General features: G+C 45.5%; 10 protein-coding genes. 7 read left to right on the top strand and 3 right to left on the bottom strand.

Annotation, left to right across the window (positions count from 1 at the left end; translation table 11 throughout):
* Positions 1–2 precede the first annotated feature (2 nt).
* The 5 genes from lpxB (at position 3) to tilS (ending at position 7665) form a co-directional block, all read left to right on the top strand.
* A complete protein-coding gene (gene lpxB, locus V7R39_RS01470) occupies positions 3–1151 on the top strand; it encodes a lipid-A-disaccharide synthase (protein ID WP_334027464.1) in 1149 nt (382 codons plus the stop codon).
* Positions 1144–1740, top strand: coding sequence for a ribonuclease HII (rnhB, locus tag V7R39_RS01465; RefSeq protein ID WP_334027462.1), 597 nt, complete (start codon positions 1144–1146; stop codon positions 1738–1740). Before lpxB ends, rnhB begins: the two co-directional genes overlap by 8 nt.
* Before the next feature lie 82 nt (positions 1741–1822).
* Complete coding sequence (gene dnaE / locus V7R39_RS01460) at positions 1823–5287, top strand: DNA polymerase III subunit alpha (RefSeq protein ID WP_334027460.1); 3465 nt, start codon at positions 1823–1825, stop codon at positions 5285–5287.
* Between the two features lie 68 nt (positions 5288–5355).
* Positions 5356–6312 (top strand): acetyl-CoA carboxylase carboxyl transferase subunit alpha, encoded by a 957-nt coding sequence (gene accA / locus V7R39_RS01455; RefSeq protein ID WP_334027459.1) that lies wholly within the window; start codon positions 5356–5358, stop codon positions 6310–6312.
* 18 nt (positions 6313–6330) lie between these two features.
* Positions 6331–7665: a tRNA lysidine(34) synthetase TilS gene (gene tilS, locus V7R39_RS01450; RefSeq protein WP_334027457.1), complete on the top strand. Its 1335-nt coding sequence runs from the start codon at positions 6331–6333 to the stop codon at positions 7663–7665.
* A 113-nt stretch (positions 7666–7778) separates the two neighbouring features.
* On the opposite strand, the gene V7R39_RS01445 is transcribed toward tilS, so the two are convergent.
* Entirely contained in the window at positions 7779–8678 is a 900-nt protein-coding gene (locus V7R39_RS01445) for a GGDEF domain-containing protein (protein ID WP_334027455.1), read from the bottom strand.
* A 379-nt stretch (positions 8679–9057) separates the two neighbouring features.
* On the opposite strand from V7R39_RS01445, the gene V7R39_RS01440 reads away from it, so the two are divergent.
* The gene (locus tag V7R39_RS01440) at positions 9058–11022 is read left to right on the top strand and encodes a cation:proton antiporter domain-containing protein (protein WP_334027453.1); all 1965 of its coding nucleotides are present in this window, start codon (positions 9058–9060) and stop codon (positions 11020–11022) included.
* Between the two features lie 101 nt (positions 11023–11123).
* Here V7R39_RS01440 and V7R39_RS01435 read toward each other — a convergent pair whose 3' ends face one another.
* Entirely contained in the window at positions 11124–11357 is a 234-nt protein-coding gene (locus V7R39_RS01435; protein WP_032094361.1) for a hypothetical protein, read from the bottom strand.
* 288 nt (positions 11358–11645) lie between these two features.
* Here V7R39_RS01435 and tadA point away from each other — a divergent pair, with 288 nt between their 5' ends.
* Positions 11646–12203 carry a tRNA adenosine(34) deaminase TadA gene (tadA, locus tag V7R39_RS01430; protein WP_334027450.1) on the top strand — a complete coding sequence of 186 codons (558 nt, stop codon included), beginning with the start codon at positions 11646–11648 and terminating at the stop codon, positions 12201–12203.
* Between the two features lie 392 nt (positions 12204–12595).
* On the opposite strand, the gene mltF is transcribed toward tadA, so the two are convergent.
* A complete protein-coding gene (gene mltF / locus V7R39_RS01425; RefSeq protein WP_334027448.1) occupies positions 12596–13978 on the bottom strand; it encodes a membrane-bound lytic murein transglycosylase MltF in 1383 nt (460 codons plus the stop codon).
* Positions 13979–14049 lie beyond the last annotated feature (71 nt).

The raw sequence follows: 14049 nt of genomic DNA, 5'->3' as shown, positions 1-14049 counted from the left end.
TTATGAAAACGCCATTACGAATTGGCATGGTTGCCGGAGAGCCTTCCGGTGATGTCCTCGCCGCTGGCGTGGTTGCTGAGCTAAAGCGCCAATACCCCGATGCAGTGATAGAGGGTATTGGTGGGCCTAATATGCAGGCCCAAGGTTTTAATACATTATTTGACATGGAAACGCTGTCGGTAATGGGTCTTGTCGAAGTATTGTCCCATCTTCCTGCCATCCTCAAAGTGAAAAAGCAGCTGCTCGCCCACTTTGAGCAGAACCCCCCAGACATATTTATTGGCATAGACGCACCAGATTTTAATTTGCGTGTGGAGAAAACGCTTAAACAGCGCGGTATAAAAACCCTTCACTATGTCAGTCCCACCGTGTGGGCATGGCGAGAGAAACGTATTCACAAAATTGCGAATGCAGCGAGCCGTGTATTGGGTTTGTTTCCTTTTGAGCAAAAAGTATATGATAAATACCAAGTGCCCTATACGTTTGTGGGTCACACTATGGCGGACACCATCGCTTTGGTGCCGGATCAGCCTTTAGCAAGAACTACCTTGGGCATTGAAAGTGATACGCCGGTATTGGCGGTGTTGCCTGGCTCACGGCGAGGCGAGGTAGATACTTTGCTTCCTGTTTTTTTAGACACGATAGAAGCTATCCACAAAAAGCGCCCCGATATCCAGTTTGTCATCCCTGCTGCCAACGAACACCGTTTAGTACAAATTGAAGGTTTTTTAGCGCAATCTGACAGTGCGCAAACGCGACTTCCTATCCACGTCACGACAGGTACTGCCCGTGACGCCATGATTGCCAGCGACGTCATACTCTTGGCCTCTGGTACAGCAACATTAGAGGCCATGCTGTGCAAGCGTCCTATGGTGGTGGCGTATAAACTGGCGCCGCTTACCTACAAAATTATGCAGCGCATGTATAAAGCACCGTATTTTGCCTTACCTAATTTACTTGCGAACGATGCAATTGTTCCAGAATTACTTCAAGAGGACGTAAACGCTGAGAATATGAGCAATCAATTATTAGGTTTCTTTGAAAGTGACAATTCTGCACTTATTTCCCGTTTCACCGAACTCCACCATACGCTAAAATGTGATGCTGATAAAACAGCTGCAAAAGCGGTAGTGGAGGAGTTACTTGGATAAATTAATAGCCGGTGTGGATGAAGTAGGTCGCGGACCTCTCGTTGGTGATGTGGTAACCGCTGCCGTTATCTTAGACCCGTCAAACCCTATCGAAGGGCTAAACGATTCAAAAAAGCTTAGCGAAAAAAAACGCATTGTATTAGCTCAAGAAATTCGAGAGAAAGCACTGTATTGGAATATAGGTCGTGCTAATCCAGCTGAAATCGACAAGTTAAATATACTGCACGCTACCATGTTAGCGATGGTGCGAGCTGTACAGGGGCTTCCCGTTACACCTGATTTTGTGCGTGTAGATGGCAATCGGTTGCCTGCATGGAATTACTCATCTGAAGCGGTTGTGAAAGGTGATAGCCTACATCAAGAAATATCTGCGGCGTCGATTATTGCAAAAGTAGAGCGTGACAATGATATGTTGGCTCTGCACGAGGCGTTTCCTCAATACAACTTTGCCGGTCACAAAGGTTATCCTACTAAAGCACACTTTGCGGCACTGGCCGAGTTTGGTGTGTTAGATTGCTATCGCAAAAGCTTTAAGCCGGTAAAGGCGCTGCTAACAAACGATACCCAAATAGCTGCTAGCGCACAGTAGTTAAAAAAGCTGCTAACGCACAATAATTAACAAAGCTGCTAGTGCAAGGTGCCTCGCAAAATTAAAAAAGAGAAATAACATCATGTCTTCGCCATTTATTCATTTACGGGTCCACAGTGATTATTCAATGATGGATGGGCTTAACAAGGTTAAGCCCATTTTGAGCAAAGTGGCTGAGCTTGAAATGCCAGCAGTTGCTATCACCGACCAAATGAATATGTGCGGCCTAGTGAAGTTCTATTCTGAAGCGCATTCGAAGGGTATCAAACCCATCGTTGGTACTGATTTTTGGGTAACGAATGAGGTATTTGGCGACGAACCATTCAGACTAACGTTGTTAGCGATGAACAATGTGGGATATAAGAACATGACTGTGCTTATATCTAAAGCCTATTTAAGAGGTCACCTTGCTCATCGCGCGGTTATCGACCAGTCTTGGCTTGCTGAGCACAGTGAAGGGCTTATCGTGCTTTCTGGTGGTTTGCACGGCGATGTTGGTGTGGGGCTAACCAAAAATAATACGAAAATTCTCGATGCTTCAATAGAGTTCTATAAAACCTATTTTCAAGACCGCTTTTATTTAGAGCTTGTTCGCACTGGGCGGGTGGGAGAAGAAGACTACCTTCACCGTGCAGTAGAATTTGCTCATCAGCAAGATTTGCCCGTAGTGGCGACCAACGAAGTTTGCTTTATTGACAGAGAAGGCTTCGATGCTCACGAAATTCGCGTGTGTATTCACGATGGGTATACCTTAGACGACACCCGTCGTCCAAAGCGCTATAGCGAGCAGCAGTACCTGCGAACTGCCGAAGAAATGGTGGACTTGTTCAGCGATATTCCAGAAGCTATAGAAAACACCGTTGAAATAGCGAAGCGATGCAACGTTACCGTTCGGTTAAATGAGTACTTCTTACCTCAGTTTCCCACCGGTGGCATGACCACCGAAGATTTCTTGGTTAAAGTATCTGAGGAAGGCCTTGAAGACAGGCTTGAGTTTTTATTTCCAGATGAAAATGAACGCAAGGAAAAACGCCCAGAATACGATGACCGACTTCGAATAGAACTCGAGGTTATCAACCAAATGGGATTCCCCGGTTACTTCCTTATCGTGATGGAATTCATCCAATGGAGTAAGGATAACGGTATACCCGTTGGACCTGGGCGTGGTTCAGGTGCAGGTTCATTAGTGGCTTATGCGTTAAAAATTACCGACCTCGACCCCCTTGAATTCGATTTGCTTTTCGAGCGTTTTTTGAACCCTGAACGTGTATCCATGCCCGATTTTGACGTGGACTTCTGCATGGATAGACGGGATGAGGTTATCGATCACGTTGCCGAGCTGTACGGTCGCCAAGCGGTATCGCAAATTATCACCTTCGGTACGATGGCAGCAAAGGCCGTTGTGCGTGACGTGGGAAGGGTACTAGGACATCCATACGGCTTCGTAGATAGAATTTCAAAGCTTATCCCGCCAGACCCGGGTATGACCCTGGAAAAAGCATTCAAAGCGGAACCCCAGCTTTCTCAAGTATACGAGCAAGACGAAGAGGTAAAAGACCTCATTGATATGGCGCGTATTTTGGAAGGTGTTACCCGTAACGCAGGAAAGCACGCCGGTGGTGTTGTAATTGCGCCCACCACTATTACCGACTTTTCACCACTGTACTGCGATGACGAGGGGAACAACCCGGTCACCCAGTTTGACAAAAATGATGTTGAAACTGCAGGGCTAGTTAAGTTTGACTTCTTGGGACTGAGAACGCTGACCATCATTCAGTGGGCTATTGATATGGTCAAAGAAGGCAAAAATATCGATATCGATATTTCTGCTATTCCTCTTGCCGATGCTAAAAGCTTTCGCACGCTTCAAAATGCTGAAACTACGGCGGTTTTCCAGCTCGAATCTCGGGGCATGAAAGAGCTCATCAAGCGCCTTAGACCCGACAGCTTCGAAGATATCATTGCATTGGTGGCGTTATTTCGCCCAGGTCCACTGCAGTCGGGCATGGTAGATAACTTTATCGACCGTAAGCACGGCAGGGAGGCGATTTCCTATCCGGATAAAGATTATCAGCACGAATGCTTAGAAGTTATTCTAGAACCTACCTACGGTATTATATTGTACCAAGAACAGGTTATGCAGATTGCCCAAGAGATGGCGGGGTACTCACTGGGTGGTGCCGATTTACTGCGTCGTGCAATGGGTAAGAAAAAGCCAGAGGAGATGGCTAAGCAGCGCGGCGCGTTTGCCGAAGGGGCCAAGGGCAATAACATTGACCCTGATTTGGCCATGAAAATCTTCGACTTGGTGGAAAAGTTTGCAGGCTATGGTTTTAACAAATCACACTCTGCGGCGTATGCATTGGTGTCGTACCAAACGCTGTGGCTAAAAGTACATTATCCTGCCGAATTTATGGCCGCGGTAATGTCTGCGGATATGGATAACACCGATAAAATTGTTACCCTAGTAGACGAATGCGAGCGCATGGGCATCGAAATTTTGCCCCCAGACTTAAACGCCGGTAAATATAAATTCACCGTTGATAGTAAAGGACGCATTGTCTATGGCATTGGCTCTATTAAAGGGGTTGGTGAGGGCCCAATTGAGGCCATAATTGAAGCCCGAGATACTCACGGTGAATTTAAAGATCTTTTCGAGTTTTGCGCAAAAATCGACACTAAGCGAGTCAATAAGCGGGTGCTAGAGAAGTTGGTATTATCTGGCGCCATGGATAATTTAGGTCCACACCGAGCTACACTAATGGCCACGTTGCCAGAGGCACTCGCTGCTGCAGGTCAGCACGCGAAAGCCGAGTCATTTGGACAGTCCGATATGTTTGGCTTATTGACTACTGAACCCGATGAAGTAGAGCAGGCCTTTGCCGACGTTCCCGAATGGCCTGAAAAAGTCTGGCTAGAAGGTGAAAAAGACACCTTAGGTTTATATTTAACCGGCCACCCCATCAATCAATATGCCGATGAACTTCGCTATTACACCGATGGCCGTCTTGTGGACTTAAAACCAACGAACAAAGATCACATGTCGAGTGCTGTTGGTCTTGTACTTGGCGTAAGGGTTATGACGAACAAACGAGGACGTCGTTGGGCAATAGTGACACTGGATGATAAGAGTGCCAGAATGGATGTTCGTTTTTTCCCCGATACGTACGAACAGTTCGAAAGTGTGCTAGAAACCGATAAAATATTGCTCATAAAGGGACAGGTCAGCTTTGATGATTTCTCTGGGGGCAATACAATCACCGCCCGTGATGTAATGGACATTGTTCAAGCACGAGAGAAAAATGCGAAAGCGCTGGCGTTGAAAGTTGATACCCAGTCGCTTGAAACGAAGAAAATGAGTCAGATGCAATCTATTCTGCAGGCATTTAATGGCGGTAGTTGTCCTGTTCAAATAGAGGTTACGCATCCCGACGCCGAAGCAACGTTAGCGTGCGGTGTTAAGTGGTATGTAACCCCAGAGGACCAACTTTTGCACGATCTCAAACAGTGTTTGGGAGAAAAAGCCGTTTCAATTCTCTACCATTAATAGGTAGAGTTCGATAGATTGGACATCTCGCGTTTGTATTGACGAGCGTAGATAGAATAGGACATAAAATGAGCATACAGTTTTTGGACTTTGAGCAACCCATAGCCGAATTAGAAGCAAAAATAGAAGAGCTAAGACTGGTTAATCAAGGCGGTGAGTTCGATGTTGGTATTGAAGAAGAGATTAACAAGTTACGAGGCAAAAGCGCCGACTTAACGAAGAAAATCTTTTCAGATCTCGGCGCATGGCAGGTTTCTCAAATAGCCCGCCACCCGATGCGTCCATACACATTGGACTATATTCCTCGTATTTTTAGTGAATTCGATGAATTAGCAGGGGATAGAGCGTTTGCGGATGACAAAGCGATTATTGGCGGCCCGGCAATGCTAGACGGTCAGCCAATAATGGTAATTGGACACCAGAAAGGTCGAGACACCAACGAAAAAGTCAGACGCAATTTTGGTATGCCTAAGCCAGAAGGGTACCGCAAAGCGCTACGTTTAATGAAAATGGCGGAGCGTTTTAATTTACCTATCATCACCTTTATCGATACCCCAGGTGCGTACCCTGGCGTAGGCGCTGAAGAGCGTGGACAAAGCGAAGCTATTGCGAAGAATCTTTTTGAAATGGCAGAGCTCACTGTGCCTATCATCTGTACCGTTATTGGTGAAGGCGGCTCTGGTGGTGCATTAGCCATTGGCGTGGGCGATAGAGTGAATATGCTTCAATATTCCACCTACTCTGTTATTTCACCTGAAGGGTGTGCTTCTATTTTGTGGAAAAGCGCAGAGAAAGCGCCACTAGCGGCAGAAGCAATGGGTGTTAGCGCCCCGCAAATTAAAGAGCTTGGGCTGATTAATAATATTGTTGAGGAGCCTTTGGGCGGTGCTCATCGAGACCACAATAGCATGGCTGCCAATTTAAAAGCGGTACTGAAGCAGCAGTTGAGTCAACTTAAAGAGCTAGACAAAGACAAACTTCTTGAAGAGCGTTATCAGCGACTCATGTCGTTTGGCTACTGCTAATTAACAAACGGACAGTGTGTGCCCCCCATATCAACTGAAATTGGCCAGCAGGTAATTGACTCAATTGCTGCTGGTCTCACTAAGGCTAATCTTCCTTTACATTCCCCCCTTGTGGTTGCTTTTAGCGGCGGAGTGGACTCATCAGTACTCTTACAATTAGCCTTATTATATCGCGACCAATATCACTGCGAGCTACATGCAGTGCATATTCATCATGGGCTAAGCGATAATGCCGACGCGTGGTCAAAGCATTGCGACTTACAATGCAGAATAAATGATGTTGTCTATCACCAGCAGCGGGTTGTCGTTGATACAAGTTCACGTAAAAGTATTGAAGCTGAGGCAAGAAAGGCGCGTTATCACGCTCTACTAAGTGCTTGCGAGCAAATAGGAGGCGTACTGCTTCTTGGGCAGCATGCAGAAGACCAGCTAGAGACAGTACTGCTGCAGTTAAAACGCGGAGCAGGGCCGCAAGGACTTGCCGGTATGGCTGAGTCTCAGTGGCGAGGCGATACCTTGGTTTTGCGACCTATGTTAAATCTTAAAAAGACAGATATCGTCAGTTTTGCTCAGTGTGAGGCATTGAGCTGGGTTGAAGATGAGTCGAATTTTGAAACCAGTTTCGATAGAAACTTTTTGCGCAATGATATTATTCCTGACTTAGTTGCGCGCTGGCCTGAGTTAGCCAAAACGGTAAGTCGCAGTGCGCTGCTATGTGCAGAGCAGTCTCATTTAATCAATGATACTGCCAATCAATTTTTAAACGACTGCCAGCTATCACCTGTTTGTATTAATGGCGATGCTCTGTCAACACTATCGATACCTTGGCAAAAAGCAGTGATTCGATTGTGGTTTACCCAGCAAGGTCAACTAGCGCCGTCAAAAGCACAGTTAGATGAACTGCTTTCCATGCTAGGTGCTAAACAAGACGCTACACCGGAAATGTCGTTTAAGTGGGGTAAAGTTGCGCGCTCTAATGGCGATATTTACTGGGTGATAAAGCCAACAGAAGATATTCCGGCAACGCTAGCACTCAATAATCACGAGACGACTTACCTGGCGTGGTTGAGTATGAGCGTCACCGTGTCTCTTGAAAACAGTGAAGAGGCAATTTGTCTTAAAACTGATATGCGAGGGCTTAAGGTTAAACCTGAGCAAGCTGGGGTGTCAAAGGAGTTAAAAAACTGGTTTAAGGTATGGCGAGTGCCGCGTTGGGAGCGACAGGGCGTACCGGTAATTTTTATTGGCGATACTCCGGTAGCAGTCATTGCCAATAGGGAGTGCCTTTATTTAAGACGTGAGGACAGCAGCGTGAAGGTAAATGTACGTATCGAGTGTTGTTTAAAGGATTAGCGGCAAGGGTTTGCCGCGTTTTAGTTATAAAAAGAACAGATTCGCAACTGGCTCAGAATCGTAACTAGGCCATGTCCTTAAAAAATTCTAATTAGGTAAGCAGGCAATACAGGTTATGCGGCTTGGTAATCATCTTTCCCTGAACTTTTTACTTTGTAAAGCGCACTATCAGCTCGGTCGAACATGCTGTGCGTTGTATCACCTACACGATAGAGTGCTCCGCCTAGGCTGCATGAAATGCCTAAATTCACCAAGTAATCGGAACCACTGATACTGGCCCTTATTCGCTCAGCAGCGCATGAAAGCTGCTGCTCGGTTTGACAGTCTAAAATGCAGCAAAACTCATCGCCACCATACCTAAAGGGCTCATCTTCATTGCGCAGCACGTTCACTAAACGCGAAGCCACGTGTGTCAACACGCGGTCTCCCTCGCTGTGCCCAAACGTGTCATTCACCTGCTTAAAGTTATCTAAGTCTAAGACCAACAATGAAAATGGTTCATCTCGGCGCTGTGCCCAGCTACGCTGACGGATCATAGCTTGTTCAAAGGCAATACGATTACCTAGCTCAGTTAAGCCATCTTTTGTTGCCATACTCTTCATGCGTGAATGCGATACGGCATGTTTTACTTGTTTACCAAATAAATCATGAAGTTGAAACAGTATCTCACGTTGCGACAGCGAAAGAGGTGAGCTAATGTAATAGTAAGCGTGCGCTTGTTCTCCACCTCTCGATGCACAGCCTTGCAGAGGCAAATCAATCAGGGTTGACGAAATTTTTGCATTGCCGTACACCCAGCGGGGATCAAAATCAGTCAAGCTCAAACCTGCCACTGGCAAAAGAGCGTTGAGCTGTTGGAAATAGAGTGTACCCAACTCTTCAAGCTCAAGTGTAGAAAGTAGTCGATTGATGAATACAGTCAGTTCACTCACAGAAAGACCGTGAGCCTGTGACTCTCTCGGATAAAAACTGCTATGGTGTGTGCTATCGTATACTGACGTTGAAAATTCCACGGCGGACCCTTTTCGCAATATATTGCATCGGTTGTGTGTCAAATCACTGACACTGGTACTTATACTGACGCCCAGCATGGGCAAGGGCGGCAATATTTATCTTAAATGCTGGCGTACATCGCGACTGTTATATCGGCGAATGAATCGTTGAATACATTGTCGAACACATTGTCAAACACATCGGCGAATGCTTTCGGCAGATGCAACACGGGCACGCTAACACGTTATTGAGTAAGAGCTTTGCAAACTAAGTGCCAATTCTTTTTTGACGCATTGGGCTTTCGCACTAGGCGGCCCTGTTAACTTAATGGCTCTGCTAATTCAGTGGAAGCTGTGAAGTAGCATCACCGAATATTTAAAAAGAAGTAACGGAGGGAAAGTGGGAGCTGGTTTTTTAAACATAGTGGTTTTAATGTTTATATCGGTGTGTGCGGTTGCCTTATTTAAGCGAGCGCACTTACCACCTATTCTTGCCTATCTTTTTGCAGGCATTCTTGCTGGCCCACAAATTTTATCGGTATTTGCTCATCCAGAGCAGATGCATCTGCTGGCCGAAGTGGGCATTGTATTTTTGCTGTTCTCTCTAGGGCTTGAATTTTCATTACCTAAATTGCTTGCAATGCGCTCATTAGTCTTTGGGGTTGGCTTGGGGCAAATGTTAATCACCACCGCAGTCTTCACAAGCGTTCCATACTTTTTAGGGTTGTCATTAAGTGCTTCCATCATTGTGGGCGGAACTCTCGCATTAAGCTCGACAGCCATTGTCATAAAGCAGGCCACTGAGATGGGCATTTTAAACAATCGCCGCACTCAGCTAGCAATCAGTATTCTTCTTTTCCAAGACTTAGCCGTTGTCCCTTTTCTTATTGCAATCCCCTTGCTAGCACAAACAGGTGAAGTAAGTATTGGCTTAGCATTAGGTGAGGCATTACTTAAAGGGGTGTTCGTTATCGCTTTTCTTATGTCTATTGGTAAGTGGGTACTCCCATGGGTATTTAGAGAGGTCGCCAGAACGCGAACTGATGAGCTGTTCGTGCTTACCACTATCTTAATCGCTTTATTGGCTGGTGGATTAACCTTCTATTTTGGTCTTTCAATGGCGCTAGGGGCTTTTTTAGCCGGAATGATGTTGGGAGAAAGCCAGTATAAATATCAGCTAGAGGCAGATATTCGCCCCTTTAGAGACATTTTGATGGGACTGTTTTTTGTTACCGTTGGCATGCAGCTAGATTTAAGCGTGTTGTGGAGCAATCTATTTGAAATCGTTTTTGGTGTCTTTGTCCTTATGCTGGTGAAGGTGGTACTGGTAAGGCTTGCATCAATGCTGGTTAAAACCGACCCCATTGACGGATGGTCGGCTGGCGTGAAACTTTGCCAAATAGGGGAGTTTAGCTTCGTTATTGCCGCGCTAGCCACTACCCATGGTGTTCTTTCAACGCAGCAATCGTCACTCATTATCAGTATGGGGGTCATTAGCATGGCGTTAACCCCGTGGTTAATGAGTAATAGTGTGCTGATTGCAAAGCGTATCGTGAAAAGCGATCTAACCCTCACCGATGAGGAAACGAGTGTACGCCACGATAGCCTGATTAATCATGTCATTATTTGCGGTTTCGGTCGGGTAGGGCAGTCGGTGGCACGCATGCTGAAAATGGAAGGAATAAAGTTTGTCGCCATAGATATGGACCCTGTACGAGTGCAGGAAAGTCGCAATGCTGGAGAGCCTGTCGTGTTTGGAGACGCCAGTCAAAAAGATATTCTGATAAGCGCAGCAATTGAAAAAGCGACCTTAGTGTTGGTGACCTTCGACCAGGTAGATAAAGCGAAACAAGTTATTACTCAGGCCAGAACCATTTCCTCTACAGACGTAATGGTGAGAACAAAGCGGGATTATCATTTAGAAAGTCTTTACTCAGCAGGAGCAAACCAAGTTGTGCCCGAACTGCAGGAGGGAAGTTTAATGCTAGTCTCACAGGTGCTGCATTACGCGGGTGTGCCCATGTCGAGAATATTGAAGCGGGTAAGAGCAGAGCGAAAAGGCCGTTACGATCATATGCATGGTTTCTACCCAGGCGAGACCACGGAGATACGCTATGGCACAGAGGATAAGTTAGAGTTCATTCATGCAGTTGTGCTCAGCGAAGGCGCTGCATTTGTGGGTAAACCTTTAAAAGACATTGACTTTGCCCGCATGCGGGTAAAGGTGAAAGGACTACGTCGAGACGGTAATGAAGTAAAAGAGCCAGATGAAAACGCAATATTACAAGCCCATGATGTGCTTGTTATTGCGGGCAAACCACGAAGAGTAGAGCGAGCAGAGCGTAAACTATTAGAGGGCAGTTAGCCCTCTTTAAATCGCTTTAAGGTGTGCCTTTTAGAGCACGTCCTTTAACGTGCCCTGTAATGTGCGCATTTAAGAACTGTAACCTTAAAATCTATAACCCATTAGGCTACTCGGTCTTTTTCTAAATCAGCAAATTGTTTTTTGAGGTCGTATTTTTCGTCGGTAACGATTTTCTCTAATACCGAAATACGTTCTTTTAATTCAGCAATTTCCGATTTGTATGCATCGAATTCCTTGCTGTTAAGTTTTTTCTTGCTCTTATCTTTCGCGCTGTCGATAATACTGACTAGCGCCCAAGCACAGATAGCAACAATAGCAATAGCAGTTAAATTCACGGTGGCATCCCTCTCAAATATCGTTAAAAAAGTGTAGTCGATAACAATTAGTTTGTCTTGTTAGGCTGTTTGACACAGCGTGTTTATTTAATATCGATGATTTAAATAAACCCTATTTGTTGATAAATGTACAGCAAGATTGTTGCCATTGATAAAAAAGACAATACTAACAGTGGCTTATGTTATTAAGGTGAATGTTTTAGTGTTTTGGATGATGAAAATTACTAACTGTTTTAGTGATATTGACGAAGGAATAACTAAAATGGTCAATACGAGGTATGCCGTTACATGACGCCTGACAATACGATTTCCTCTTGCTCAGAGGCCAATGAGCAAGACATCGAGTGGATGAAACATGCGTTAAGGCTTGCTGATAAAGCCGAAGCAATTGGAGAGGTTCCAGTGGGTGCATGCGTGGTGGCTAAAGGCGAAATAATAGGTGAAGGCTGGAATACGCCAATACAAGATCACAACCCCACTGCTCACGCGGAGGTACATGCGGTGACGCAGGCGGCTAAACATGTGCAAAACTATCGCCTTATAGACGCAACGCTTTACGTTACCTTAGAGCCATGCTCAATGTGTGCAGGCATGCTAGTCCATGCAAGAGTCAAGCGCGTGGTGTTTGGAGCTTGGGATGCAAAAACAGGTGCAGCTGGCTCGGTGATGAATTTGCTACAACATCCCGTACTCAATCATCAGTCTGACATCGTGTCTGGTGTGTTAGCCGATGAATGCGCTAATAAAATTTCCGCATTTTTTAAAAGGCGAAGAGAGGAGATAAAAGCGGCTAAAAAAGCGAAGCGCTCCCAGCAAAATGAGGAACTGAAGCCAAAGCAGTTATAAATTTGGGCAGTTATCGATAAGCTTATTTACAAATGTGGCAATTAAAAACCAGAGCACCTATTTAGCACCTATTTATCACTGTTCAGGGCTTCTGGTTAGTTGGGTGAACATATCGTTAGTGACATAAAGCCTTCTGCGGTGTAGTACTTTTTGATGGCTTTTCTTTATTAACAGTCTGCGTCTATTGTTATTTCTCAATGTGACCCCTTTTCTCATAAATCTATTTCGTTTCATATGCACTCCCTATCCTCACGATTCTGGGAAGCCAAGTGACAACAATTTCAAACATACTTTGCTAGCAATATATTGAAACAGGCTTGAGCTTCCAAACTTACGTCATAGAGATGACACTTAAATGACATATTTCAATAGCCAGCAGACTTATACTGGTATTAAATTTTATTTTGTTCATCTAGCCATACTAGGCTGTCGTAGTAGCGCCTGATATTTTCAACATACTGCATTGCTTCATCGCCGCGAGCATAGCCATAACGGGTAGTGCGATAGTATTTTTTCTGCCTAAGCTGCGGCAATCTGCGTTTCACATCCACCCATAAGTCAGGGTTACCGCCTTGTCGCTCGGTTAATACTCTCGCATCCTCCAGGTGCCCCATACCTATATTGTACGCGGCCATGGCCATCCATACTCTGTCAGGATTACCAATTCGCGCAGGTATTCGACTCAGTAGGCTGGCAAAATATCGAGAGCCGCCGCGAATGCTTTGTTCAGGGTCAACGCGATCGCTTACATCCCAGTCACTGGCAGTATCTAGGGTAAGCATCATTAGCCCCCTAACACCAGTGCGAGAAACCGCGTCCGGCTCCCAGTGACTCTCTTGATAGCTCATCGCCGCCAGCAGTCGCCAGTCTAAATCGCCCGAATACTTTTTGAATAACGGTAGGTATTGTTTAAGGGTAGATTCTGCAGCGTTCTTGAATGCTCTGCTGTCAACATAATCAAACTGACGAATGTGTCCAAAATATTTGTCTTCTAAAACGGTAAACCACCCTGACTGGTGTACCGTTCCAAAATACTCAATAATAGCTGCTTTCACTGAGTCATCTTGATGTACTGGCATCGCCCAAGCTATGGGCATTTTCACATTTAAGGTTTTTGCTACAGCCAAGCTAGGATAACGCCTGCGCTGTAACGCGAGCCGATTACTGTCAGCTACTGTAAAGCTAATTTCTCCTGACGCGACCTGCTGCAGCAATTCTTCTGAATCAGAATCTTCGGTGGTGATAACCTTTGATGACGTTACATCTGTAGACGATTGATTCAGGAGTTCATTCAGTACGTGTACTTGACTGCTACCCGACACGGTAATAATAGGTGACGATAGCGCCCGTAAATCACGGGGCCGGGTTGTACCGGCCTTAAATACAAGCTGTTGATCCACAAATTGATACGCTGGTCCGTAGTCAAAGCGCTGCTGCAAATTTGATGTAACGGCATCGCCAGTAGCAACAATGTCGAGGTTTCCTTCTTCTAGCTGTTGCAGCATAACGTCGTAACTGTAAAACGGGTACAGGTCTAGCGTTACCCCGAGATAATCCGCAAAGCCAGCCAAAAGCTCATATTCAAACCCCTGGGGCCCGCCGGCGGCATTGTAAAACGTGCCGGCGCCATAAACGGTTCCAACTTTGATAGAGTTTCTTTCAAGTAGCTGTGATAGTGCAGTCGGCACAGAGGGAGCCGTGCACGCTATGGTGACAACTGAAAGTATCACTAAGGCGTAAAGTCGAAATTGCTTCTTGTAGCGTTGTAACTGCATAGCGCTTTTCTTATTTGTGTAAGTTAAAAAAAATTCAAAAAAATTTCATGTAAGGTCTTATTGAGGTTACC

This window comes from Alteromonas sp. P256 (genome assembly GCF_036864455.1).
Lineage (GTDB): Bacteria > Pseudomonadota > Gammaproteobacteria > Enterobacterales > Alteromonadaceae > Alteromonas.
The sequence above is the reverse complement of the archived record's forward strand: the minus strand, read 5'-3'. Positions and strand labels throughout refer to the sequence as shown.